The sequence below is a fragment of the Pseudomonas sp. LS2P72 genome, assembly GCF_054897865.1.
This window is the reverse complement of sequence record NZ_CM142708.1, coordinates 2,051,014-2,075,464: the sequence shown is the minus strand read 5'-3', so window position 1 is coordinate 2,075,464 and position 24,451 is coordinate 2,051,014. Positions and strand designations below refer to the sequence as shown.

Below are 24,451 nucleotides of genomic sequence, written 5' to 3'. Positions count from 1 at the left end.
TGGTCCTAAATCTGATGACAGTTTAGGTAGCTGTCGCAATCGGCGTCTATGCGACTCAAGCAGTTTGCGTTTAATCCGGATTCAGGCAGCGGCACTCATAACCGTAAGACCGCCCGTTGCAACGAAGCTGCTCAGACCGAGCAGCTTCACCATCCGAAGCCTAGATTTCCTTGACCGGGGTCTGATCGTGGGTTCCTTTGATCAAACTGATGGCGTGCACACAATCAGACTTGTTGACGTACGCCTCCCCGCTGGCAATCGTTTCATGGTTACCCGCCCTCAAACGCCACCGCCATTGACCTTTGCCGGTCTGTGCGATGCCACGGGTTTGCCTGTAAATCTCAAAATACATTGCTCGCTCCTTGCGATTGCTGATGACGGCAGATCAGTGATCTGCGAAACCAGAGTAGATGAGGTTTTTTTGAGGCAGGGTCTTTCAATGTCAGGGGATGTTTCGCAGACAAAGCCTTGATTGGCGGGACGACCAACAGATTCGGGGGGCGGTAAATTGGGTGACTGCGCTAAGTAACTTTTCCCTTGAAGAAGCATATTTTTCTTACGCTGCGGTGCTGTCTGGTCCGACGCAAAAACTCTGGTTCACTGATTTTTCTGCTGAGTTGAATCGTCAACTGACAGGGCCAAAGGCTGTTCTTCCATCAGCACGGCATCTTCCTCGAGTTCTGTTTGAGGTTGAGCCGCTACCGTGGTGGTAACTGGGTCAGGATGGGGCAGGATATTCCGTACAGCCCTTTCAATCAGTGAAAGGACTCCATAGGTGATGAAGCCAAAGATAAGCCCAACAACCAAAATGCTCAAAGGGTGCATCTGCGCTGCATCGGGGCTTTCCAACATGTAGTTAAAAGCTTGAACAGCAACGGCCAGGCAAGCCATAAATGCGGCCACCAGCTTCACAAACACCCAAAACCGTCGCCATCTGTTCATGCATTCCCCCGTCATCCGGTGATTTGCCCTGTATTGCATGATAGCTAATGACCAGGGTTACACCGAAAGCCATCGCTGGCAGAAAGGCGACTCTCTTCAGCAGATTGCGCAATCTGTTGATCGAAATCACTCGTTGATACAGCGTATCTTGGCGAAAGTAGCGGCAACACGGCTGCAGGGGTGCGAGGCGCTATTAGTTGCCTACGCCAAACAGGCTTTCGAGGCTCAGGATGAAAACTACTGACAAGTCGGGTGGCACTTCGGCTACTGCGCCAATCGAGAAGGCGTCAGGCAATGTCTGGCGCACCATGCCTGGCGGCATCTGGGCGCTGGGCTTCGTCTCGATGTTGATGGACATCTCCTCAGAAATGATCCATGCATTGTTGCCGCTTTATATGGTCACCGTCCTGGGTACCTCCGTTTTGGCAGTGGGTCTCATCGAAGGCATAGCCGAGGCTACGGCCTCGATCACCAAGGTATTCTCCGGGGCACTCAGTGACCAATTGGGCAAGCGCAAACTGCTCGCGGCGCTGGGTTATGGACTAGGGGCACTGTCCAAACCGATCTTTCCTTTGGCGGGCTCGCTGGACTGGCTGATCGGGGCTCGTTTTATCGACCGCATTGGCAAAGGTATTCGCGGCGCCCCGCGCGATGCGTTGGTCGCCGACATCACGCCGCCCGAGATACGGGGGGCAGCTTTCGGCCTGCGGCAAACGCTGGATACCGTGGGTGCATTCCTGGGACCGTTGCTGGCGATCGGATTGATGTGGCTAACCGCGAACCACTTCCAGACTGTGTTCTGGGTGGCCGTCATCCCGGCCTTCCTTGCCGTCGCGGTGCTGCTGGTGTTCGTTCATGAGCCCAAACAAGTAGAAGGGACGCGCCGGGTGCGCGCGCCTCTGAGCCGACGGGAATTAGCCCGACTGGGCGCTGGCTACTGGTGGGTGGTGGGTGTCGCTGCGGTGTTCACCCTCGCGCGTTTCAGCGAAGCCTTTCTGATTCTGCGCGGTCAGGCCATCGGGCTGGCGCCGATGTGGGCGCCGGCGGTGCTTGTCCTGATGAGCGTGGCGTATTCACTGTCAGCCTATCCCGCCGGGGCCTTGTCTGATCGTGTCAGCCGCGTGGCGGTGCTCGGCGCAGGTCTGGTATTGCTGATTGCTGCCGACCTGACTCTGGCATTCGCGCCGGGTATCGGTGGCCTGGTCGTTGGCGTCGTTCTATGGGGGCTGCACATGGGGCTTACCCAAGGGATATTCGCCGCCCTGATCGCCGATTGCGCGCCGGCTGAACTGCGCGGAACGGCATTTGGCATGTTCAATCTGTTGACCGGGTTGACCTTGCTGCTGGCCAGCGTCATCGCCGGCGCGTTGTGGGACACGGTAGGCTTCCAAGGCACTTTCTTGATGGGCGGGGGCTTTGCTGTTCTGACTTTGCTGGGATTGTGGGTGATCCAGGCGAGAGTTCCAGTTCGATAGTAAAGAGCGATACCGGCTGTGTGCGGAAAACTGCCCTAAACAAAACGCCAGAAACGAAAAAGCCCCTGAAATCTTTAACAATTTCAGGGGCTTAGTCTTATTCAATAATGGCGGAGAGATAGGGATTCGAACCCTAGGTACCGGTGAAGGTACAACGGATTTCGAATCCGTCCCATTCGGCCACTCTGGCATCTCTCCAACGGCGCGCATCATAACAACACTTTTGCCGGAAGCGAACCCCCTAAGCGAAATTTTTCCGTGCTATCAGATGCTTGCGTCGATTAAAGCGGTACGCCCAGACGATTGGCGACTTCTTCGTAGGCTTCGATGACATCACCGAGGCCCTGACGGAAGCGGTCCTTGTCCATTTTCTTGCCGGTGGCCTTGTCCCACAGACGGCAGCCGTCCGGGCTGAATTCGTCGCCCAGGACGATGGAGCCGTCGGAGAACACACCGAATTCCAGTTTGAAGTCGACCAGCAGCAGGCCGGCGTCGTCGAACAGTTTGCTCAGGACTTCGTTGACCTTGAGCGACAGTTCTTTCATGCGAACCAGTTGCTCGGCGGTGCCCCAACCGAATGCCACGACGTGGGATTCGTTGATGAACGGGTCGCCCTTGGCGTCGTCCTTCAGGAACAGTTCGAAGGTGTAAGGGTTGAGCTTCATGCCTTCTTCGACGCCCAGGCGCTTGACCAGGCTGCCGGCGGCGTAGTTACGCACGACGCACTCGACCGGGATCATGTCGAGTTTTTTCACCAGGCATTCATTGTCGCCCAGCAGTTTGTCGAATTGAGTCGGCACGCCGGCTGCTTCGAGTTTCTGCATGATGAAGGCGTTGAACTTGTTGTTCACCATGCCTTTGCGGTCGAGCTGCTCGATGCGCTTGCCGTCGAACGCCGAAGTGTCGTTGCGAAACAGCAGGATCAAGCGGTCAGCGTCGTCGGTCTTGAAAACCGATTTGGCTTTGCCGCGGTAGAGTTCTTCACGTTTTTCCATGATGGGCTCCGCTTGCTAAGTAGGTGGGCTAGGCGATGTGTCGCCAGTCGAGCCCTGAATCTTGATCGGCCAGTTGCAGCCAGTCCGGGTCGCACCCGAGGGTGTCGACAAAACATTGCCGGGCCAGCTGCGGCAGGTTGTTCTTGCTGCTCAGATGGGCCAGGACCAGATGTTGCAGGCCTTGCCAGCCCAACTCGGACACCAGGAATGCCGCCTGATGGTTGTTCAAATGCCCCAGCTCACCGCCTACCCGCAGCTTGAGAAAGTACGGGTAGTGACCGCGCGCCAGCATGTCACGGCAATGGTTGGCCTCGATCATCAACGCATCGAGGTCCCGATAGCCGTCCAGCACCTTGTTGCAATACGAGCCCAGGTCGGTCAACAGGCCGAAACGCCGCTCACCGTCACTGAAGACGTATTGCGTCGGCTCCTGTGCATCATGGGCCACGGCAATGACGCCGATGCTCAGTGCGCCGATCTGCAGTTGCTCGCCGCCGGCCAGAAGGCCAGCCGGTTCAATTGGTTTGCGCATCCCGCGCAGGGTGCCGCGACTAAGGTAGACAGGCAGATTGTAGCGCCGAGACAGCAAACCCACGCCATGCACATGGTCGGCATGTTCGTGGGTCACGAGTATCGCGCTCAACTGCGCAGGGTTCACACCCAGGCGCAGCAGGCGTTTTTCGGTTTCCCGCAGGGAGAAACCACAATCCACCAGCACATACGTGTCAGCGCTGGCTATCAGCGTGCCGTTCCCTTGGCTACCGCTGCCGAGAACGGCAAAACGCATGTGATCAGCCCAGGTTGTCCTGAATCACGCTCAACACTTTGCGCGCCACGTCTGCTGGCGCCACGGTGTTGATGTTTTTCTCGACGGTGACCTGGACGTTTTCGCCAACCTTGCTCAGGCGAACCTGATAACGCTCGGCACGGGCTTCAACTTCTTCCTTGTCCGGCTTGCTGCCGAACAGACCACTGAAGAAACCAGGCTTCTCGTCTTTCTTCTCGGCTTTTTCGGCCAGGTTGATGTAGTACAAGCCCAGACTGCGGTTGATGTCTTCAACGCGCCATTCGCCCTGTTCCAGCGCACGACCGACGCTCGACCAGGCACGATCCAGGTCGGTGCCGACGTTCAGGACAGGGTTACCACTGCCGTCTTCGCTCAGGCTGACACGACTTGGCGTATCGGAGTCACGCGAAGCCAGCATGGAGACCGAACCGCCCTTCTCCGAGATGCGGCTCATGCTCGCGAGCATGTCGTCGACCAGTGCCGCGTCCAGGCCAGTGTTGACCGAACGGTTGGTGAAGGCCACGTCGGAGGTGCTGCCGGCAGGACGCTCGGCGCTGACCACGTAGATTTCACTGGTGTTGCGCTGCACGCCTGGCTCGATGCGGACCCGCACACGGGTTTCGCTGTCGGCGCCGACACCGGCTGCGCTCAGGCGCTTGGCCATCGCGGCGGACAGTTCGTCGGAATGCTGCCAGGTGGTGGTGAATTCGCCGGTTTGCGGACGCTGTTCGTCCAAACGGAAACCGTTGTCCTGGAAGAATTGCACAGCCACTGGCCAGGCTTCGGCCGGCGGATTCTGAGAGACAATCCAGCGCGAATCACCGGTCTTTTGCAGGGAGTAGGCGCTGGCGTCGGCCCCTGCCGACAACGGCTGCGGACGAGGCACGATGTACTCGCCCTTGACGGTGTCATCGGCCACGTTGCGCGGGATCGGCAACAGCGGATCCAGACGTTTGGCGGTGCTGACGTCCGAAGGCAATTGCATGGGTGCAGTCTGTTGCGCTTCCAGGTAATCGCTACCGCGGTCACGGAAATAACCTTCCGGGCCCCAGACCCACCCGCAGCCACTGGTGCTGGAGATGATCAAGGCAAGTGCGGAAAGTCCGGCCAATCGCTTCATGCGTATTACTTCCTCAATTAAACCAGGACGCTGCACTGGCGCAGGGCCGTGCGAAGCGTTTCATGACAAGGTGCGCTCAGCCAGGTCAGCGGCAGGCGAATGCCTTCGTGCATCAGGCCCATTTCGACCAAAGCCCACTTCACCGGAATCGGGTTGGCTTCGATGAACAGATCCTTGTGCAGCGGCATCAATTTTTCGTTGATTGCCCGTGCAGTCTCGGCGTCGCCCTTGAGCGCGGCCTCGCACAGGTCAGCCATTTCGCGCGGGGCGACATTGGCGGTGACGGAGATGTTGCCCTTGCCGCCCATCAGGATCAGTTCGACAGCGGTCGGATCATCACCGGACAGCACGATGAAGTCCTTGCTCACGCCATCAAGGATTGCCTTGGCACGCTTCATGTCGCCGGTGGCTTCCTTGATACCGATGATGTTCGGCACAGTGGACAGGCGAATCACGGTCTCGGCCTGCATATCGCAGGAGGTGCGGCCAGGAACGTTGTAGAGGATCTGTGGAATGTCGACCGCTTCAGCAATATGCTTGAAGTGCAGGTACAAACCTTCCTGAGTCGGCTTGTTGTAGTACGGAACGACCAGCAGACAGGCGTCGGCGCCGGCCTCTTTGGCGTTGCGGGTCAGTTCTACGGCTTCGCGGGTCGAGTTGGCGCCGGTACCGGCGATGACTGGAATACGGCCATTGACCTGCTTGACCACGGCCTTGATGACGGCGATGTGTTCGTCTACATCGAGGGTTGCCGACTCGCCGGTAGTACCGACCGCGACAATGGCATGGGTGCCGTTTTCAAGGTGGAAGTCCACGAGTTTGCTGAGGCTGTCCCAGTCAAGACGCCCTTGTGCATCCATGGGTGTGACCAGTGCCACCATACTGCCCGCAATCATGAAACCGCTCCTGCCGGAAAAAGAGAGCGGTAATGGTACTGGCGCCAAGATGCTTGCACAAGCGAAGTACTGCGCTGCTGCCATTCCCCTTGGCGCTGCTTTTCGCTACCCTTCAGACTTTGATCGGTACTGATAAGCTCGTACGCCGGGTTCCAGCCTCCATTTTCGGCATCACAAGCCCCGATCCAGCGTTGCCGCCCTTCGCTCTTGCCACTCTGGAGCACGTTGCAACCTTGCGGCTCGGGTTTTTTGAATTCGCATCCGCAGGCTCGCTCCCGGTAAAAAAGCCCGTAGAAGTATCGACCGCTCATCGCTTTAGGAATGCTGCATGTCCACCCCCACAGTTCGCGAACAATTCCTTGTCATCAGTGCCCTCGGCGCCAACCCCATGGAGCTGACTAACGTCCTGTGCCGCGCCAGCCATGAAAATCGCTGCGCCGTGGTCACTTCTCGCCTGACGCGCCATGGCGAGTGCAGTGCGTTGATCCTCGAGATCTCCGGCAGCTGGGACGCCCTGGCGCGCCTCGAAGGCAGCTTGCCGAGCCTCGCCAAGAAGCACGCCTTTACGGTTAACGTGGTGCGTAGCGCAGCGCTGGAGAATCGTCCTCAAGCCCTGCCATACGTCGCTTATGTCAGCTCGGCTTACCGCTCGGACATCATTAACGAGCTGTGTCAGTTCTTCATGGACCACAACGTCGAGCTCGAGAACCTGACCTGCGACACCTATCAGGCTCCGCAAACCGGCGGCACCATGCTCAATGCCACGTTCACCGTGACCTTGCCGGCCGGCGTGCAAATCAGCTGGCTGCGCGATCAGTTCCTGGATTTCGCCGACGCGCTGAACCTGGATGCCCTGATCGAACCGTGGCGCCCACAAAACCCAATGTAAGGAAGCTTTACATGGCCGTTGCCATCGACCAACCGGTTGCCGACTTCGAAGCACCCGCCACCAGCGGGCAGACCGTCAACCTCGCGAACCTCAAAGGCAAGCAGGTGGTGATTTACTTCTATCCGAAGGACAGCACGCCAGGCTGCACCACTCAGGGTCAGGGCTTTCGTGATCAGCTTGATGCGTTTAAAGCCGCCAACACCGAAGTCTTCGGCGTGTCCCGTGACAGCCTCAAATCCCACGAAAACTTCAAGGCCAAGCAGGCGTTCACCTTCGAGCTGATCAGCGACAAGGAAGAAGCGCTCTGCCAGCTGTTCGACGTGATCAAGCTGAAAAAGCTCTACGGCAAAGAATATATGGGCGTTGATCGCAGCACGTTCCTGATCGACAAGGACGGTGTGCTGCGTCAGGAATGGCGCGGTGTGAAGGTGCCGGGCCATGTGGATGCGGTGTTAGCTGCGGCTCAGACGCTGAACAAGGCCTGATTCATCTGGCGCCTGTTCCAACGCTATCGCGAGCAGGCTCACTCCTACAGTTGACCGAGTTGTTTTGACTGACGCGATCTAATGTGGGAGCGAGCCTGCTCGCGAAGAGGCCATCAGCCTCACTAAAGAATTAAAGCAGCGGCGCCACCACCGGCTCTTTGCGCGGCCAGGCGTCCAGTACAGCCTTGAACAGGGTTGCTAGCGGAATCGCAAAGAACACGCCCCAAAAGCCCCACAGCCCGCCAAACAACAACACCGCGCAGATGATCGCCACCGGATGCAGATTGACCGCTTCCGAGAACAGCAGCGGCACCAGCACGTTGCCGTCCAGCGTCTGGATGATCCCGTAGACCGCCATCAGATAGATGAACTGATCGCTCCAGCCCCACTGGAACAGCGCAATCAGCATGACCGGCACGGTCACCACCACTGCGCCGACGTAAGGCACCACCACCGACACACCCACCAGCAATGCCAGCAGCGCCGCGTAGTTCAGGCCCAGAACAACGAAACCGATGTAGGTCACGCCACCGCAAATGAAAATCTCGATGACCTTGCCGCGAATGTAATTGGCAATCTGCCGGTTCATCTCATGAGCAACGCGGGTGATCAGCGCCCGTTCACGGGGCAGATAACCACGCACCCACTGACCGATCATCTCCCGGTCCTTGAGAAAGAAAAACACCAGGATCGGCACCAGCACCAGGTAGATCATGATGTTCACCAGCAGCGGCAGACTCGACAGCGAGAACGTCAACGCCCACTGACCGAACTTGCCAATCTCGCCACGCGCTACTTCGATGGCTTGCAGCACCTGCTCGTCGGACACCAGATGCGGGTAGCGCTCGGGCAGCAGCAATAACAGCGACTGCCATTTGGCCAGCATGCCGGGTAACTCGTTGAACAGCGTGATCAGTTGATGCCAGAGCAACGGCACCACGACGATAATGAATACCAGTAAAACGCCCATGAACAAGGCGAAGACCAACCCCACCGCCACCCCGCCCGACATACGCAGGCGTTCGAGAGTGACGACCAACCCTTGCATCAGATACGCCAGCACCATGCCGGCCAGCACCGGTGCGAGCATGCCTCCCAGTGTGAGCACGGCGGTAAACGCCAGAAACAGCAGAACCGCCAGCACCACGGCCTCTTCATCGGAGAAGTAGCGCTGAATCCAGTCGCGTAACACCTTGAACATCAATAATCCTTAGAAACGAACGCAGCAGAATTCAGGCTTTTTTCAACCAGTAGCGGTAAACACCCGCTTCATCTTCTTCACGAAGCAGCGTATGACCGGCCAATCGGGCAAAGGTGCGGAAGTCGCGCTGCGAGCCCGCATCGGTGGCAATTACCTTCAGCACTGCGCCACTGGCCAGGCGATTGAGTTCCATCTTGGCCTTGAGCAACGGCAAGGGGCAGTTCAGGCCGCTGGCGTCGAGCTCGGCGTCATGGGCTACAGCGTCGGTCATTGCATCACTCCGGGGTCAGGTGGTCGAGTGGCTAGAATATCTGGTCCGAAGCGTAGTGTCCGGCTACAGTAAGGTCTTTGTCGACTAAGGCTTTGTGCATGACTTTTTTGCGCCCTACCCTGCTGACGCTCGCTTGCCTGCTCGCCTCACCGGGCTTCGCCGACGACCTGCCGTCACTCGGCGACGCCAGTTCTGCCATCGTCTCGCCGCAACAGGAACATCAGTTGGGCCGTGCCTGGCTGGCGCTGTTGCGCAGCCAGGTTTCGCAACTCAACGATCCGCAACTCAAGGACTACGTCGAATCCAGCGTCTACAGGCTGGTAGAGACCAGCCAGGTCAATGACCGGCGCCTGGAGTTCATCCTGATCAACAGCCCGCAACTCAACGCCTTCGCCGCACCGGGCGGGATTGTCGGGGTTAACGGCGGCTTGTTCCTCAATGCCCAGACCGAAGGCGAATACGCCTCGGTACTTGCTCACGAATTGGCTCACTTGTCGCAGCGCCATTTCGCCCGTGGCGTCGAAGCCCAACAGCGCATGCAGGTGCCGATGATGGCCGCGCTGCTGGCCGGGATCGTGATTGCCGCAGCTGGCGCCGGCGATGCCGGGATCGCGGCCATTGCGGGTACGCAGGCGGCGGCCATTCAGGAACAACGGCGCTTCTCTCGCCAGAACGAACAGGAAGCTGACCGCATCGGCATCCTCAATCTGGAAAAGGCCGGCTACGACCCGCGCTCGATGCCCACCATGTTCGAGCGATTGGCGCGCCAATACCGCTTTGACGCCAAGCCACCTGAATTTCTGCTGACTCACCCGGTAACAGAGTCGCGGATCGCTGACACCCGCAACCGCGCCGAACAGGCAAAAGCCGGCGGCATCGAAGACTCGATGCGTTATCAGCTGATTCGTGCCCGGGTTCAGTTGATCTATGAAGAAACCCCAGGCCTGGGCGCCAAACGCTTTCGCGCCCAACTTGATGAAAACCCGAAAAATGATGTCGCTCGCTATGGCCTGGCCATCGCCCAGATCAAGGGTGGCCAGTTGAATGAAGCACGGGAAAACCTCAAGCTTCTGCTGGCCAAGTCGCCGAACGAGATCATCTACAACCTGGCGCAGGTCGATCTGGACATCACCAACAATCGTCTGCCGGACGCTCAGTCCCGGGTTGACCGGATGTTGACGCAGTATCCCGGCAACTACCCGCTGAATTCGGTGCGTGTTGACCTGCTGCTCAAGCAGAACCGTGCGCCCGACGCGGAAAAAGCACTGGAGAATCTGCTCAAGAGCCGGCCTGACGATCCGGACGTCTGGTACATGGTGGCCGAGACTCGCGGCCTGTCAGGCAACATCATCGGCCTGCATCAGGCCCGCGCCGAGTATTTCGCCCTGGTCGGGGATTACCGTCAGGCCATCCAGCAACTGGATTTCGCCAAGCGCAAGGCAGGCACCAACTTCCCGCTGTCATCTCGAATCGACGCACGGCAACGTGAGCTGATGGAACAGGAGCGCATGATCAAGGACATGATGGGCTGACGCTTGTCAGAAAAAATTGCAGATATAAAAAAACCGCCTCTTTCGAGGCGGTTATTTATTTAGCCAACAATCGGATTACTCAGCCAGTTTGAAGGTGATGAAGCTGGCGCGACCTTGACGCAGAACCCGCATCGACACCGAGCGGTTCTTTGGCAGCGCCTTGGCGATATCCGTGAACTCCTTGGCAGAACCGATTGCCTGATTGTTCAGGTGAGTGATCACATCGCCTGGCTGCAGGCCAATCAGAGAAGCAGGACCGTCCTGGACTTCCTTGATGACCACGCCGCCTTTGAGGTCGTAGGTTTTCTTCTGTTCCTCCGTCAGCTCAGCCACCGAAACACCCAGCCGATTGCTGCTGCGCTCGGTGCTGGATTTCGGCAGCGCATCCAGCTCTTTGCCTTCTTCCGGGATAGCGCCGACAGTCAATTCGACATTCTTGCGCTTACCTTCACGAATCACTTCCAGATCAGCCTTCGAGCCGGCCTTCAGCGCGCCCACCAGATGTGGCAGATCGGCAGACATGACGATCGGTTGGCCGTTCATGCTCAGGATTACATCCCCTACTTGCAGGCCACCCTTGGCAGCCGGGCCGTCATCCTGGATCTGAGCCACCAGCGCGCCGGCTGGCTTATCCAGACCGAACGACTCGGCCAGGTCCTTGTTCACTTCCTGGATGACTACACCCAACCAGCCACGGCTGACTTTGCCGCCGCTTTTGAGCTGATTGGAAACGTCCATTGCGACATCGATAGGGATCGCGAACGAAACGCCCATGAAGCCGCCGGAACGGGTGTAAATCTGCGAGTTGATGCCCACCACTTCACCGGCCAGGTTGAACAGCGGACCACCAGAGTTACCTGGATTGATCGGCACGTCGGTCTGGATGAATGGTACATAGTTTTCGTTCGGCAGGCTGCGACCGATGGCGCTGACGATACCTTGGGTCACGGTATGGTCGAAACCGAATGGCGAACCAATCGCCACGACCCACTGGCCGGCTTTCAGATCCTGGGATTTGCCAAGTTTCAGGACCGGCAGATCTTTGCCTTCGATTTTCAACAGCGCCACGTCGGAACGCGGATCGGTGCCAACCAGTTTGGCTTTCAATTCGCTGCGGTCAGCGAGGCGGACGAGGATTTCGTCGGCATCGGCAATCACATGGTTGTTGGTCAGGATGTAGCCATCAGGCGAGATGATGAAGCCCGACCCCAGGGATTGGGCTTCACGCTGACGATCGCCGCGTGGTGTACGCGGTTGTGGCGGCATACCGCGCTCGAAGAACTCCCGCAACATGGGCGGCAAACCTTCAAGGTCGGGCATCTGCTCGTTCACCTTGCGGTCCGGCAGTTTCTGCGTGGTACTGATGTTCACCACCGCGGGCGAGGCCTGCTCGACCAACTGTGTGAAGTCAGGCAACTCGACCGCCTGAACAGCGACCGCCTGACCAAGCACCAGCACGGTGGCAAAAATAGAGAGATAAGACTTCAAGCGTGGTATCGACATACGGCTCCCGTTACGACGAGCATGGTTAAGCGATATGGAGCAAGGAACACCGGGAACGATACGCCGGTATTTTTGTTCCGGGAACAACAAACAAGGCCAGAGCCGAGGGGCTCTGACCTATAGAAAAAATCGGGGATATTTGCAAGTTGAAATGCTCACCAAACATTTCGATTTCAGCTCACTACTTGGTTGCAGTGGCGTCGTTGCGCATGGATAGCGCAATCCGTTCAGCGGTGCCAATCGGAATCTCACCGACCACGGTCACCATCATCTCGCCTTGCGGGGTAGTCAAGCGTCGGGAAACTGCAACGGTCGGCCCCAACTGGGTGCGAGTGTCAGTGATTGCTGCGCCATTCAACGGCTCAAGGAAAACCGAGAAACGGGCCAGACCATCGTCATACATCAGACTGTTGACTTGGGTTTTGGTCTCTGGATCCTTGCGGGAGGTACTGCTGGTCAGCTCGAACCCAGGTGGTAACCAGTCCGAACGCCATACTTGCGCCGCCTTGATTGCAGAAGCCTTGTCGCTGTCGAGGGCAACCGTTTTGCAATTTGCGCCAGGCTGCAAGTCGCTGTCGGACGGACCATCGGTGGTGAGTTGCGTGAACTGGAATCGCTCCAGCAATTGCCCTTTTTCATTCAAAAGCAATGATTTGAGAGGCAGGCCGGTTTCTTTATCCAGATGCAATTCAAAACCGTAGCGGTGTTGATCGCGAGGTGTCAGTGCAACGATTACTGCCGCACGCCCGGCCACACGCGACTTGCCGATGACGGCAAGGTCGTACCAATTCTTTAGCTTTTGTGGATCGAGTGTACGAGCAGCGGAGCTGGGGGAATCTCCAAGCCCTGCTATCAGAATGCCGCTGACGCATTGAGTACGCCCATCAATGCGCACGACTTCCTGTGCCGAGCCGTCGAGCTGGAGTAACCGCTCGCGGACCTTGCCATCCTGGACGCGGTGCCAGATGTTGTGGGTAGAAAAACTACCGTTACGCTCGTAGACGAATGTACCGTGAAAGCTTTGCTGTTGCTCGGCTTGGCCCAGACGGGTCAACCAGTCCTGGGCTTCATCAGCATGGGCTGGAACAACAAACCAGCCACCGAGCAGAAGCGTAAGTAGAGGGATGGCGCGCATGATCCTCCTTAACGGTTTTCCAGACTTGCTGCACGAGCGTAAGGCAGAGCGCTCTCAGTACCTTTCAGTGCAGCCTGTTGAGCATGTTGGCGCAAGTAACCTGGCAGACGCTGATCGTGCCAGCCTGGCTGACCTTGCAATACGCCGTTGGCCATAGGGCCAGTGGCTTCCGAACTCTCATTGTAGCCTGCTAATACAGCTGGACCCTTGACCTGAGGAACGGCCAGACCAGGTTGACTGGATTGCTGAGCCAGTTCGACCCCAGCGATCTCGTCCTGGTTGTACAGACGAACACCTGCCAGTACGGCGAGGGTTACCGAAGCAGCGACCGCCAGACGACCCAGGCTGCGCCATGGACCACGGGAGGTTTTTGCAGGTACGGCTTCGTCAGCCAGCGCAGCAGAGACTGCCGCAGCGATATCCAGACGTGGAAGCAGCAAATCCTTGTGCATAACTGCCCGAGCGATTTGATAACGAGCCCAGGTATCACGGGTTTCAACATCGTCAAAGGCATTCAATACCCGACGCAATTCCAATTCGTCCGCTTCGTTATCCATCACTGCGGACAGCGATTCCTGCAGGGCTTCACGACTCATGGCGTTCCTCTCTTGGCTGTCGCCGCTGTCTCAGTTTTCCTGCAACAACGGCTGCAGGGCTTTATCGATGGCTTCCCGAGCGCGGAAAATCCGGGAGCGCACGGTACCCACCGGACACTGCATGACGGCCGCAATGTCCTCGTAACTCAGACCATCGAATTCACGTAAAGTTAAAGCCGTACGCAAATCTTCTGGCAGTTGCTGAATGGTTCGATGGACGGTGCCTTCGATCTCATCCCGCAGCAATGCACGTTCTGGCGACTCGAGATCCTTGAGGCCATGATCGCCATCGTAGAACTCTGCATCCTCGGAACTGACATCGCTATCCGGCGGCCGACGGCCGCGTGAAACCAGATAGTTTTTCGCCGTGTTAATGGCGATACGGTAAAGCCACGTATAAAACGCGCTGTCTCCGCGAAAATTTCCAAGTGCACGGTATGCCTTGATAAAGGCTTCCTGCGCCACATCCTGGGCTTCATGGGTGTCGTGCACGAAACGCACGATCAACCCGAGAATTTTGTGCTGGTATTTCAGCACTAGCAGATCGAAAGCTCGCTTGTCGCCGCGCTGAACGCGTTCGACCAGCTGCTGATCCTCTTCCTGGGTTAGCATGAACACTCCTCGATAAGCTCGGAGGAGGCTTGCATAACTAAACAACCAGACTTGCAAACATAGACTCGGGCTTTTCGCAAAAGTTCTCCCCCTCCAAGCAAGTTTCCTGCGGGCTCTGATTTGGCACGCACGAAAAGCGCAGCGCGGGTCAACCCGGCTGCGCGAATAATCTTGTCATCGGATTCGCCGGCAAGGATCAAATCACAGATCCCGCGTTGAAGCCGACACTGTCCCTTGAATCAGGCAACGGTCTATTGATCTTGGGCCTTTGGCAAAAGTTCCAAATATTTATAGCTGCGCATGACCGACATTGTGCAACCGTGAATAGAAAAAGACTGTTAAATCGTTGATACAGTCGTCTTGTCGCCGAACCGGCCGAAAAACCATCCGACGAAGCGTCAGGTATTTTCCGTCACAGTAGTTTCACAATGCCATGTGTGCTCGGCTATTGTGCCGCTCCCCCCCTCTATATACTAGTGGGCTGTGTGGCTGTCTTGACTCGCCGATCCAGGTGTCTTGCGCCAACCCCGACCCGGGTCGCTTTGAGCGGAATCCTGAAATGAGCCAACAGTTTCAACATGATGTTCTGGTCATTGGCAGCGGCGCTGCCGGTTTGAGCCTTGCGCTGACCTTGCCCGGTCATTTGCGCATCGCCGTATTGAGCAAAGGCGACCTCGCCAATGGCTCGACTTTCTGGGCGCAGGGTGGCGTCGCGGCCGTCCTGGATGACACCGACACCGTTGAATCACATGTCGATGACACCCTCAATGCCGGCGGTGGCCTGTGCCACGAAGACGCCGTGCGCTTTACCGTCGAGCACAGCAAAGAGGCGATCCAATGGCTGATCGACCAAGGTGTGCCCTTCACGCGCGATGAACAGTCCGGCACCGAAGATGGCGGATTCGAGTTCCACCTGACCCGCGAAGGCGGTCACAGCCATCGGCGTATCATCCATGCCGCCGATGCCACGGGCGCAGCGATTTTCAGAACCTTGCTCGACAAGGCCAGGCAACGACCGAGCATCGAACTGCTGGAACAGCGGGTGGCGGTCGACCTGATCACCGAAAAGCGCCTGGGTCTTGAAGGTGATCGTTGCCTCGGCGCCTACGTCCTCAATCGCGGTACCGGTGAAGTCGACACCTACGCCGCTCGCTTTGTGATCCTCGCATCGGGCGGCGCGGCAAAGGTCTATCTTTACACTAGCAACCCCGACGGCGCCTGCGGTGATGGCATCGCCATGGCCTGGCGCTCGGGCTGCCGGGTGGCGAATCTGGAATTCAACCAGTTCCACCCCACGTGCCTGTATCACCCACAAGCCAAGAGTTTCCTGATCACCGAAGCCCTGCGCGGCGAAGGCGCACACCTGAAGCTGCCCAACGGCGAACGCTTCATGCAACGCTTCGACCCTCGCGCCGAGCTGGCCCCGCGCGACATCGTCGCCCGGGCCATCGACCATGAAATGAAACGCCTGGGCGTCGATTGCGTCTATCTGGACATCAGCCACAAGCCGGAAGCGTTCATCAAGACTCACTTCCCGACGGTGTACGAACGCTGCCTCGAATTCTCCATCGACATCACCAAGCAACCGATTCCGGTGGTTCCGGCGGCGCACTACACGTGCGGCGGCGTGATGGTCGATCAGCAGGGTCGCACCGACGTGCCGGGGCTATATGCCATTGGCGAAACCAGCTTCACCGGCCTGCACGGCGCCAACCGCATGGCCAGCAACTCGTTGCTGGAGTGTTTCGTTTACGCGCGTTCGGCGGCGGCGGACATTCTTGAGCAACTGCCGCAGGTTTCGATTCCGATCGCCCTGCCCGTCTGGGATGCGAGCCAGGTCACCGACTCCGATGAGGACGTGATCATTGCGCACAACTGGGACGAACTGCGCCGATTCATGTGGGACTACGTCGGCATTGTGCGTACCAACAAGCGCTTGCAACGGGCACAGCACCGCGTGCGTCTGTTGCTGGATGAAATCGACGAGTTCTACAGCAACTACAAGGTCAGTCGGGACTTGATCGAATTGCGCAACCTGGCCCAAGTGGCCGAGCTGATGATCCAGTCAGCCATGGAACGCAAGGAAAGTCGCGGCCTGCATTACACCCTCGACTATCCAAACATGCTGCCGGTTGCCCTGGACACTATTCTGGTGCCGCCCACCTACGTCGACTGAACGAGAGCCGAACCCGCAGGCGCCGGTGCAGATCCGCCGCCTGCGAGTCACGAGGCACACAAATCGCCCTGATCCGCCGTTCACCCCGCAGCCGAAAACGCAGCACAACCAGCAAAGGTAGCGCCAGGCTGTCCGGTCGTAGCTGCACCGATTGCCAACCCTCCTCCTGATTCCACAACTGCCAGCCATCGGCATTGCGACGCAAGCCGCGAAATGCCCTTGGGTGTGTCAGCAGAATCTGTCGCGGCAACGCCCAAGCGCCGTGAGCCAGACAGCAAAAAGCGCCGAGCAGACTGGCCCAGACCGGTATAGAGAGAAGGCACAGCGCACCCAGCGCGAACAGCTGGGCCAGAAGATACGCCGCCAGCAATTGCCGTGAGGCATGCCAGCGGCATTCGAATGAATTACTTGGGCTGGACACGATCCAGGATCATGCGAACCATGCGCTGAAGCTCCGGATCTTCCGATTCGGCACGTTCCATGAACCAACCGAACATGTCCTGATCTTCGCATTCGAGCAGCTTGCGGTAGCAATCGCGGTCGACATCATTGAGGTGCGGATAGACCTCTTTCACGAACGGTACCAGCAACACGTCAAGCTCAAGCATGCCGCGGCGGCTGTGCCAGTAGAGGCGATTCAGTTCAACATCTTCGACCATGGAGCGCTCCTCAAATAGGCGGCAAGTATACAGCCCCAGGCAGAGTCGAACACTCGGCTTTGGTCGGCCACCGGCGATCCTTTGTAAACTACCCATTTCAAGAGCGCCCCCTTATGATGTCCCCCAGACTCTTTACCCTGCGATGACCCATGGCCGATTCTGCTTTTTTCTGCACCCTGTCTCACGAAGGCGTTCTCGCAGTACGCGGCGCGGATGCCGGCAAATTCCTGCAAGGCCAATTGACCTGCAACCTCAATTACCTGAGTGACACCCAGGCCAGCCTCGGCGCCCGCTGCACGCAGAAGGGCCGGATGCAGTCGAGTTTCCGCATCCTGCTGGAAGGCGACGGCGTTCTGATGGCCATGGCCACCGAACTGCTGGAACCGCAACTGGCAGACCTGAAAAAATACGCGGTGTTTTCCAAATCCAGACTGACCGACGAAAGCGCCGCCTGGGTCCGCTTCGGCGTCGACCATGGCGATGCGGCACTGATCAGCCTCGGTCTTGAGCTTCCGGCCAACACCGACAGCGTCGCGCGCAATGACGGCTTGATCGCCATTCGCGTCTCGCCGGACCGCGCCGAACTCTGGGTCGCCGCCGATCAGGCCGACCTCATCAAGGGCAAACTGTCCGCCGCATTGGCCGAGGGCGATCTGAATCAATGGCTGTTGGGCCAGATCCGCGCAGGGATCGGTCAGGTCATGCCGAGCACTCGCGAGTTGTTCATCCCGCAGATGCTCAATCTGCAAGCCGTGGGTGGCGTGAGCTTCAAGAAAGGTTGCTACACCGGCCAGGAAATCGTCGCGCGCATGCAGTACCTGGGCAAACTCAAGCGCCGCTTGTATCGCCTGAAACTGGATGCCAACGAGTTGCCTGAACCTGGCACACAATTGTTCTCCCCTACCCACGGCAGCTCTATCGGCGAAGTGGTGCTGGCCGCCAGCGCCGGGCAAAACATTGAACTCCTGGCCGTGCTGCAAGCCGAAGCAGCAGAAGGGGGTGATATCCATCTGGGCGCGCTCGAAGGGCCAGCCCTGCACCTGCTCGACCTGCCTTACCAACTGGATCGCGATCGCGAAATCCAGCGTTAACAGCAGCATTTGTCGCAATACCTAGAGAAACGAAATGAGCGAGCTGGCGGAAAAGGTCCTACAGGATTTGGTTGAGGCCATCGATAACGATGACCTGGTTCTGCCAACGTTACCGGAAGTGGCCCTGCAGATTCGCAAGGCCGCTGAAGACCCGGAAATCAGTGTCAGCACCCTGAGCAAAGTGATCGGCCGCGATACCGCGCTGTCGGCGCGCCTGATCAAAGTGGTCAATAGCCCGCTGTTGCGCGCGACCCAGGAAGTCACTGACCTGCACACGGCAATCACTCGACTGGGCATCAATTACAGCAGCAACCTGGCCATCGGTCTGGTCATGGAACAGATTTTCCATGCCCGCTCCGAGGTGGTGGAACACAAAATGCGCGATGTCTGGCGCAAAAGCCTGGAAATCGCCGGCATCAGCTATGCATTATGCCGCAGGTACACGCAACTCAAGCCCGACCAGGCAGCCCTTGGCGGACTGGTGCATCAGATCGGTGTGTTGCCGATCCTGACCTACGCCGAAGATCACTATGAACTGCTGGCTGACCCGGTCAGCCTCAACCATGTGATCGATCACATTCATCCACTGCTCGGCGACAAACTGCTCAGGGTCTGGGAGTTTCCGGAGATGCTGGTACAGGTGCCGGGGCTTTATCTGGATTTCAATCGACAGTCCGAGCGGGTCGATTATGTCGATCTGGTGCAGGTGGCCAGCCTGTATTGCCACAAAGACACCGACCATCCCCTCGCGCGCATCGACGCATTCAGCGTGCCGGCGTTCAAAAAGCTGGGAATTGATCCGGAGAACGAGGCGATGTGCCGCGATCTGGAAGAATCGCGGTCGATGTTTTACTGATCAAGAGACCGCGTCGTGCCCTTCACGAGCAGGCTCGCTCCCACATTTGATCTGTGCTCACAGGACCCATGTGGGAGCGAGCCTGCTCGCGAAGGGGCCAGTCCAGACACCACAAAACTACCCGGCGATAAAACTCACCCGCACCTTCAACCCGGCCTGTTCGCCATCGTGCAGGCTGATTTGAGCCAGGTGTGCGCGGCAGATCTCGCCGACAATCGCCAGCCCCAACCCCGAGCCAGCCACCTGCTGGTTGCGCCGGTAAAAGCGCTCGAACACCCGATCACGCTCTTCAAGAGGAATGCCCGGGCCGTCGTCTTCGACCTCCAACACGGCCGGTGCCGTGACCCGAAGAATCACGTTGCCACCCGACGGCGTATGGGCCAGCGCGTTATCCACCAGATTGCTCAACAGTTCGTTCAACAGCGTTGGCTCGCCGCGCAACCACACCGGTTCGTCCGCTTCCAGCGCCAGCGCCACACCGCGCGCGTGGGCCAGCGGTGCCATGGCCATGCCGAGTTCGCGAGCCAGCTGACTGAGGTCAAGTAACTGAGCACCACCTTCGGCGATCGCCCGGGCACCATTTTCGACCCGTGCCAGCGAGAGCAATTGATTGGCAAGATGGGTCAATCGGTCCGTGCCTTGGGCGGCGGTTTCCAATGTACTGCGCCAGGTTTCAGGTTCGGTCGAGCGCAACCCCAGTTCCAGTCGCGCCTTCAGCGCCGCCAGGGGAGTACGCAGCTCATGGGCGGCATCGGCGATGAACTGCGCCTGACGCTCGAACTGCCCGCGCAGGCGCTCGGTGAAGTGATTGAGCGCGCGCACCAGCGGCCATAATTCGTGCTGCACTTCCACCAACGGTAATGGTCGCAGATCGTCTGGCTGACGTTCTTCCACCGCAGTGCGCAAGCGTTCCAGCGGACGCAACGCGGCACTGACCGCAAACCACACCAACAACAACGCACCGATCGCCAGCATGCCCAGACGCAGCAATGTGTCCGCCGCCAGACTGCGGGCCATGCTGACCCGCGCCTCATCGGTTTCCGCCACGCGGATTTCCGCCATGCCGTTCATGTTCGGCTCGCTCACGGGTTTGAGCAGGCTCACCACGCGTACGTTCTGCCCCTGGTACTTGGCGTTATAGAAACGCGCCAGTGCCGGATAGTCATCGGTGCGCGGCGTTCCCGGCGGCGGTGGCGGCAGATTTTCGTAGCCGGAGATCAGCTTCTGATTGATGTCGTTGACCAGGTAAAAAATCCGTCCCGCGCTGTCGTAGGCGAAGGTGTCGAGGGCCACGTACGGCACGTCGGCGCTCAGCGTGCCGTCGCGCTGGGAGACGCCCGCCGCGATGGTCCGCGCCGAGGCCAGCAAGGTCCGGTCATAGGCGGTGTCGGCAGCTTCGCGACCGTTCCAGTAAGCGCTCAAACCACTGGCCAGCATCAACACCACCAGCAACAGCGCCAGATTCCACAGCAACCGCCAGCGCAGGCTGCTGGGCTTATGCATCGCGGCTTTCCAGCAAGTAGCCGAGACCGCGGAAGGTCACGATGACCACCGGTTGGCCGTCTAGCTTTTTGCGCAGGCGATGGACATAGATCTCGATGGCGTCGGGGCTGGCCTCTTCGTCCAGACCGAAGACTTGCGAGGCCAGTTGCTCCTTGCTCATCACCCGACCGGGACGGGCGATCAGGGCTTCGAGCACTGCCTGCTCGCGGGAGGTCAGGGTCAGCAATTCTTCGCCGAGGGTGAAGCGCCGAGTGTCCAGGTCATAGGCCAGTACGCCGCAGCGCTGCAGGCGTTCACCGCCGAGCACACTGCGGCGCAGCAAGGCTTTGACCCGGGCTTCGAGTTCGGTCAGTTCGAAAGGTTTGGCCAGGTAATCGTCAGCGCCGAGGTTCAGGCCGTGGACCCGATCCTTGACGTCGCTGCGAGCGGTCAACATCAACACCGGCAGGTTCTTGCCCCGCGCCCGCAGGCGCGCCAGCACTTCGAAGCCATCCATGCGCGGCAGGCCGACGTCGAGGATCGCCATGGCGTATTCCTCGCTGCTCAACGCCAGGTCGGCCGCCACGCCGTCGTGCAGCACATCCACGGTCAACCCGGTGCTCTTGAGCGCCTGGGCGACACTTTCGGCGAGCTGAAGATGGTCTTCGACGAGCAGAACACGCATGGATCTTTACCTCATTCTGGGATGGTCGGCGCCATTCTTTGGCGCGGAGTTTACAGCCGCAACCGCCGCTGTGAAGCCCGAAAACCGTGAAAGTCTTCTGAAAGGTTAGCGAAAGGTTGGCCGGTTAGAGTCCAGCCACGGACAGTTTCGACTGCCCGTCGCTACCGCACATAGCGTACGAAAAACGCCTCGAAGCGTTTTCGCCAATAAGAACAATAAACGGAGTACTTCAAGATGCTGTCCATGCAGCTACAGGCTTGCCCGCCTGCTCGCTTTTCCCGCCTCAGCCACACCGCCCTTGCCAGTGCCGCCGCCCTCGCCGGCTTTTCGCCGTTGAGTCAGGCTGCCTTCTTCGAAGACAGTACGGCAACCTTCGAAACCCGCAACATGTATTTCAACCGCGACTTTCGCGACGGCACCAGCGCTCAGCAATCCAAGCGGGACGAATGGGCCCAGGGGTTCATGCTCAACCTGCAATCGGGTTACACCGACGGCACCGTGGGGTTCGGTGTCGATGCGCTGGGCATGCTGGGGGTCAAACTCGATTCGAGTCCCGACCGCACCGGCACCGGCCTGCTGCCAACTCATGACGACGGTCGCGCGGCTGATGAGTACTCCAAGCTTGGCCTGACCGGCAAAGTGAAAATCTCCGCCACGGAACTTAAAATCGGCAGCCTGATTCCGGAACTGCCGATCCTCAAGGCCAACGACGGGCGCATCCTGCCGCAGACCTTTGAAGGCGGCCTGCTGAGCTCCAAAGAGATCAAGAACCTGACCTTCACCGGCGGGCGTCTGGAGAAAGCCAAGGACCGCGACAGCACCGACTTCGAGGACATCGCCCTCAACAACAAGAACAGCCGTTTCGCCGGCACTGTGGCCGGCAAGCACTTTGACTTTGGCGGCGTGGACTACAAGTTCACCGACAAGATCACCGGCAGCTACCACTTCGCGCAGCTCGATGAGGTCTATAACCAGCACTTCCTCGGCATGGTGGCCTCGGAAAAATTCGGCCCAGGCACCTTCGGCACCGATCTGCGCCTGGCCATCAGTGATGACCAGGGCGCGGCCCGTGGCGGCAATATCGACAACAAGTCCCTCAACGGCTTGGTGAGCTACGCCTTGAGCGGGCATAAATTCAGCGCCGGCTATCAGCACATGTCCGGCGACAGCGCGTTCCCTTATGTCGATGGCAGTGACCCGTACCTGGTCAACTTCGTTCAGATCAACGACTTTGCCGGCGCCGAAGAACGTTCCTGGCAGGCACGTTACGACTATGACTTCGCCAAACTCGGCATTCCGGGTCTGAGCTTCATGAGCCGTTACCTGAGCGGCGACAACATCAAGCTCAAGAACGGTGACGAAGGCAAAGAGTGGGAACGCAACACCGAAATCAAATACGTCGTACAAAGCGGCGCGCTCAAGGATGTCGCCGTGCGCCTGCGTAATGCCACTTACCGCTCCAACTACTCCGCTCGCGATGCCGATGAAGTGCGTCTGCTGGTGAGCTATAGCGTTGCCCTTTGGTAATTCAGTACACCTATAACAACAACTCCCAAGGAGACTTGAATGAACTTATCACTGCGTAAAGTTGCTCTCACCGCCAGCGCCCTGCTGTTCGCCGGCCAATTGCTCGCTGAACCCAAACGTCCGGAATGCATCGCCCCGGCCTCACCAGGCGGCGGTTTCGACCTGACCTGCAAACTGGCGCAAAGCGCGCTGGTGAATCAGAAACTGCTGACCAAACCGATGCGCGTGACCTACATGCCCGGCGGTGTCGGCGCGGTGGCGTACAACGCGGTGGTCGCCCAGCGTCCAGCCGATGCCGGCACGTTGGTGGCGTGGTCCAGCGGTTCGCTGTTGAACCTGGCCCAAGGCAAGTTCGGTCGTTTCGATGAAAACGCCGTGCGCTGGCTGGCGGCGGTTGGAACAAGCTACGGCGCCATCGCGGTGAAAAGCGATTCGCCTTACAAGACCCTGGACGATCTGGTTCAGGCGTTGAAGAAAGATCCGAGCAAAGTGGTGATCGGCTCCGGCGGCACCGTTGGCAGCCAGGACTGGATGCAGACCGCCCTGATCGCCAAGGCTGCCGGGATCAACCCGCGCGACCTGCGTTACGTCGCCCTCGAAGGCGGCGGTGAAATCGCCACCGCCCTGCTCGGCGGCCACATCCAGGTCGGCAGCACCGACATTTCCGACTCCATGCCGCACATCCAGAGCGGCGACATGCGCCTGCTGGCCGTGTTCTCCGAGAAGCGTCTGGACGAGCCAGAAATGAAAGACATCCCGACCGCCAAAGAGCAAGGCTACGACATCGTCTGGCCAGTGGTTCGCGGCTTCTACCTCGGGCCAAAGGTCAGCGACGAAGACTACGCCTGGTGGAAAGACGCTTTCGACAAGCTGCTGGCTTCCGAAGAGTTCGCCAAGTTGCGCGATCAGCGTGAACTGTTCCCGTTCGCCATGACCGGCCCGGAGCTGGACACCTACGTGAAGAAGCAGGTCACGGACTACAAAGTGCTGGCCAAAGAGTTCGGCCTGATTCAGTGATCGCCTCTGTCTAGCGGCTGCGGCCCCCGTTCTGGAGGGCTGCGGCACAGGAGTTTCCCATGCTCTTACAACGCATTTTTGCTTCGGTGCTCTTGGTGGCCTGTCTCAGCCTGGTGCTGATGGCCTGGCCCTACCAGGCACCTTTTTCCTACGAACCGATCGGCCCACGAGCCTTTCCCCTGTTGATGCTCGGGCTGATGGGCCTGGGGTTGGTTTACATGGTGTATCGCCCTTCGCCGATCAAACACACCGATGAAGATCCGCCGATGGATCGCGAAACCCTGAACAAAATCGGTATTTGCGTGCTGTTGTTGCTGATCTTTGCCGGGCTGTTCGAACCACTGGGTTTCATCCTCAGCAGCATGCTGATTGGCATTCCGATGGCGCGCCTGTACGGCGGACGCTGGTTGCCGAGCGCGATAATCATCAGCCTGATGAGCATCGGTCTGTACCTGCTGTTCGACAAAGTCATGGACGTGCCACTGCCTCTGGGCCTGCTCGCCGTTCTGGAGAACTGAT

The 24,451-nt window shown here is 58.7% G+C and carries 26 protein-coding genes and 1 tRNA gene; 10 read left to right on the top strand and 17 right to left on the bottom strand.

Annotation, left to right across the window (positions count from 1 at the left end; all coding sequences use genetic code 11):
* Window positions 1-160: 160 nt before the first annotated feature.
* Both ACYZUA_RS09670 and ACYZUA_RS09665 read right to left on the bottom strand, forming a co-directional pair.
* Complete coding sequence (locus ACYZUA_RS09670) at window positions 161-352, bottom strand: YegP family protein (protein ID WP_008074435.1); 192 nt, start codon at window positions 350-352, stop codon at window positions 161-163.
* Between the two features lie 245 nt (window positions 353-597).
* A complete protein-coding gene (locus tag ACYZUA_RS09665; protein ID WP_461962907.1) occupies window positions 598-942 on the bottom strand; it encodes a hypothetical protein in 345 nt (114 codons plus the stop codon).
* Between the two features lie 308 nt (window positions 943-1,250).
* On the opposite strand from ACYZUA_RS09665, the gene ACYZUA_RS09660 reads away from it, so the two are divergent.
* Window positions 1,251-2,417, top strand: coding sequence for an MFS transporter (locus ACYZUA_RS09660; RefSeq protein WP_461963930.1), 1,167 nt, complete (start codon window positions 1,251-1,253; stop codon window positions 2,415-2,417).
* A 108-nt stretch (window positions 2,418-2,525) separates the two neighbouring features.
* Here ACYZUA_RS09660 and ACYZUA_RS09655 read toward each other — a convergent pair.
* The 5 genes from ACYZUA_RS09655 to dapA form a co-directional block, all read right to left on the bottom strand.
* Window positions 2,526-2,615 (bottom strand) — tRNA-Ser (locus tag ACYZUA_RS09655).
* 83 nt (window positions 2,616-2,698) lie between these two features.
* Window positions 2,699-3,412, bottom strand: a complete 714-nt coding sequence (gene purC, locus ACYZUA_RS09650; RefSeq protein WP_008034929.1) for a phosphoribosylaminoimidazolesuccinocarboxamide synthase — start codon at window positions 3,410-3,412, stop codon at window positions 2,699-2,701.
* 28 nt (window positions 3,413-3,440) lie between these two features.
* The gene (locus ACYZUA_RS09645; RefSeq protein ID WP_461962906.1) at window positions 3,441-4,199 is read right to left on the bottom strand and encodes an MBL fold metallo-hydrolase; all 759 of its coding nucleotides are present in this window, start codon (window positions 4,197-4,199) and stop codon (window positions 3,441-3,443) included.
* A 4-nt stretch (window positions 4,200-4,203) separates the two neighbouring features.
* Window positions 4,204-5,319, bottom strand: a complete 1,116-nt coding sequence (gene bamC / locus ACYZUA_RS09640; RefSeq protein WP_461962905.1) for an outer membrane protein assembly factor BamC — start codon at window positions 5,317-5,319, stop codon at window positions 4,204-4,206.
* Window positions 5,320-5,336: 17 nt separating this feature from the next.
* Window positions 5,337-6,215, bottom strand: coding sequence for a 4-hydroxy-tetrahydrodipicolinate synthase (gene dapA / locus ACYZUA_RS09635; RefSeq protein WP_046046122.1), 879 nt, complete (start codon window positions 6,213-6,215; stop codon window positions 5,337-5,339).
* A 328-nt stretch (window positions 6,216-6,543) separates the two neighbouring features.
* On the opposite strand from dapA, the gene ACYZUA_RS09630 reads away from it, so the two are divergent.
* Window positions 6,544-7,104, top strand: a complete 561-nt coding sequence (locus ACYZUA_RS09630) for a glycine cleavage system transcriptional repressor (protein ID WP_008034925.1) — start codon at window positions 6,544-6,546, stop codon at window positions 7,102-7,104.
* An 11-nt stretch (window positions 7,105-7,115) separates the two neighbouring features.
* Window positions 7,116-7,589, top strand: a complete 474-nt coding sequence (locus ACYZUA_RS09625; protein WP_461962904.1) for a peroxiredoxin — start codon at window positions 7,116-7,118, stop codon at window positions 7,587-7,589.
* Window positions 7,590-7,719: 130 nt separating this feature from the next.
* Here ACYZUA_RS09625 and ACYZUA_RS09620 read toward each other — a convergent pair whose 3' ends face one another.
* Complete coding sequence (locus tag ACYZUA_RS09620; RefSeq protein WP_461962903.1) at window positions 7,720-8,790, bottom strand: AI-2E family transporter; 1,071 nt, start codon at window positions 8,788-8,790, stop codon at window positions 7,720-7,722.
* Between the two features lie 31 nt (window positions 8,791-8,821).
* On the bottom strand, window positions 8,822-9,061 hold the full coding sequence (locus ACYZUA_RS09615; RefSeq protein WP_007930235.1) for a sulfurtransferase TusA family protein: 240 nt from the start codon (window positions 9,059-9,061) through the stop codon (window positions 8,822-8,824).
* Between the two features lie 98 nt (window positions 9,062-9,159).
* Here ACYZUA_RS09615 and ACYZUA_RS09610 point away from each other — a divergent pair, with 98 nt between their 5' ends.
* Window positions 9,160-10,593, top strand: coding sequence for a M48 family metalloprotease (locus ACYZUA_RS09610; RefSeq protein WP_461962902.1), 1,434 nt, complete (start codon window positions 9,160-9,162; stop codon window positions 10,591-10,593).
* A gap of 75 nt (window positions 10,594-10,668) precedes the next feature.
* Here ACYZUA_RS09610 and ACYZUA_RS09605 read toward each other — a convergent pair whose 3' ends face one another.
* The 4 genes from ACYZUA_RS09605 to rpoE form a co-directional block, all read right to left on the bottom strand.
* Window positions 10,669-12,096, bottom strand: a complete 1,428-nt coding sequence (locus ACYZUA_RS09605; RefSeq protein ID WP_461962901.1) for a DegQ family serine endoprotease — start codon at window positions 12,094-12,096, stop codon at window positions 10,669-10,671.
* Window positions 12,097-12,277: 181 nt separating this feature from the next.
* The gene (locus ACYZUA_RS09600; RefSeq protein WP_461962900.1) at window positions 12,278-13,231 is read right to left on the bottom strand and encodes a MucB/RseB C-terminal domain-containing protein; all 954 of its coding nucleotides are present in this window, start codon (window positions 13,229-13,231) and stop codon (window positions 12,278-12,280) included.
* Between the two features lie 8 nt (window positions 13,232-13,239).
* Window positions 13,240-13,827 carry a sigma-E factor negative regulatory protein gene (locus ACYZUA_RS09595; protein WP_461962899.1) on the bottom strand — a complete coding sequence of 196 codons (588 nt, stop codon included), beginning with the start codon at window positions 13,825-13,827 and terminating at the stop codon, window positions 13,240-13,242.
* 30 nt (window positions 13,828-13,857) lie between these two features.
* A complete protein-coding gene (gene rpoE, locus ACYZUA_RS09590) occupies window positions 13,858-14,439 on the bottom strand; it encodes an RNA polymerase sigma factor RpoE (RefSeq protein WP_007944079.1) in 582 nt (193 codons plus the stop codon).
* A gap of 559 nt (window positions 14,440-14,998) precedes the next feature.
* On the opposite strand from rpoE, the gene nadB reads away from it, so the two are divergent.
* Window positions 14,999-16,615, top strand: a complete 1,617-nt coding sequence (nadB, locus tag ACYZUA_RS09585) for an L-aspartate oxidase (RefSeq protein WP_461962898.1) — start codon at window positions 14,999-15,001, stop codon at window positions 16,613-16,615.
* On the opposite strand, the gene ACYZUA_RS09580 is transcribed toward nadB, so the two are convergent.
* Together ACYZUA_RS09580 and ACYZUA_RS09575 are read right to left on the bottom strand one after the other, a co-directional pair.
* The gene (locus ACYZUA_RS09580; RefSeq protein ID WP_461962897.1) at window positions 16,584-17,036 is read right to left on the bottom strand and encodes a protein YgfX; all 453 of its coding nucleotides are present in this window, start codon (window positions 17,034-17,036) and stop codon (window positions 16,584-16,586) included. The two genes, nadB and ACYZUA_RS09580, sit on opposite strands and share 32 nt — an antisense overlap.
* A complete protein-coding gene (locus tag ACYZUA_RS09575) occupies window positions 17,020-17,274 on the bottom strand; it encodes an FAD assembly factor SdhE (protein WP_007944081.1) in 255 nt (84 codons plus the stop codon). Before ACYZUA_RS09575 ends, ACYZUA_RS09580 begins: the two co-directional genes overlap by 17 nt.
* Before the next feature lie 149 nt (window positions 17,275-17,423).
* Here ACYZUA_RS09575 and ygfZ point away from each other — a divergent pair, with 149 nt between their 5' ends.
* Both ygfZ and ACYZUA_RS09565 read left to right on the top strand, forming a co-directional pair.
* Window positions 17,424-18,365 (top strand): CAF17-like 4Fe-4S cluster assembly/insertion protein YgfZ, encoded by a 942-nt coding sequence (ygfZ, locus tag ACYZUA_RS09570; RefSeq protein ID WP_461962896.1) that lies wholly within the window; start codon window positions 17,424-17,426, stop codon window positions 18,363-18,365.
* 34 nt (window positions 18,366-18,399) lie between these two features.
* Complete coding sequence (locus ACYZUA_RS09565) at window positions 18,400-19,221, top strand: HDOD domain-containing protein (RefSeq protein ID WP_461962895.1); 822 nt, start codon at window positions 18,400-18,402, stop codon at window positions 19,219-19,221.
* Window positions 19,222-19,338: 117 nt separating this feature from the next.
* Here ACYZUA_RS09565 and ACYZUA_RS09560 read toward each other — a convergent pair whose 3' ends face one another.
* Together ACYZUA_RS09560 and ACYZUA_RS09555 are read right to left on the bottom strand one after the other, a co-directional pair.
* Complete coding sequence (locus tag ACYZUA_RS09560) at window positions 19,339-20,724, bottom strand: sensor histidine kinase (RefSeq protein WP_461962893.1); 1,386 nt, start codon at window positions 20,722-20,724, stop codon at window positions 19,339-19,341.
* Entirely contained in the window at window positions 20,717-21,388 is a 672-nt protein-coding gene (locus ACYZUA_RS09555; RefSeq protein WP_008153060.1) for a response regulator, read from the bottom strand. The genes ACYZUA_RS09560 and ACYZUA_RS09555 overlap by 8 nt, the downstream gene beginning before the upstream one ends.
* A gap of 234 nt (window positions 21,389-21,622) precedes the next feature.
* Here ACYZUA_RS09555 and ACYZUA_RS09550 point away from each other — a divergent pair, with 234 nt between their 5' ends.
* The 3 genes from ACYZUA_RS09550 to ACYZUA_RS09540 are packed head-to-tail and all read left to right on the top strand — an operon-like array spanning window position 21,623 to window position 24,450.
* Window positions 21,623-22,915: an OprD family porin gene (locus ACYZUA_RS09550; RefSeq protein WP_461962892.1), complete on the top strand. Its 1,293-nt coding sequence runs from the start codon at window positions 21,623-21,625 to the stop codon at window positions 22,913-22,915.
* 39 nt (window positions 22,916-22,954) lie between these two features.
* Window positions 22,955-23,932: a Bug family tripartite tricarboxylate transporter substrate binding protein gene (locus ACYZUA_RS09545; RefSeq protein WP_461962891.1), complete on the top strand. Its 978-nt coding sequence runs from the start codon at window positions 22,955-22,957 to the stop codon at window positions 23,930-23,932.
* A 59-nt stretch (window positions 23,933-23,991) separates the two neighbouring features.
* Complete coding sequence (locus ACYZUA_RS09540; RefSeq protein WP_461962890.1) at window positions 23,992-24,450, top strand: tripartite tricarboxylate transporter TctB family protein; 459 nt, start codon at window positions 23,992-23,994, stop codon at window positions 24,448-24,450.
* Window position 24,451 lies beyond the last annotated feature (1 nt).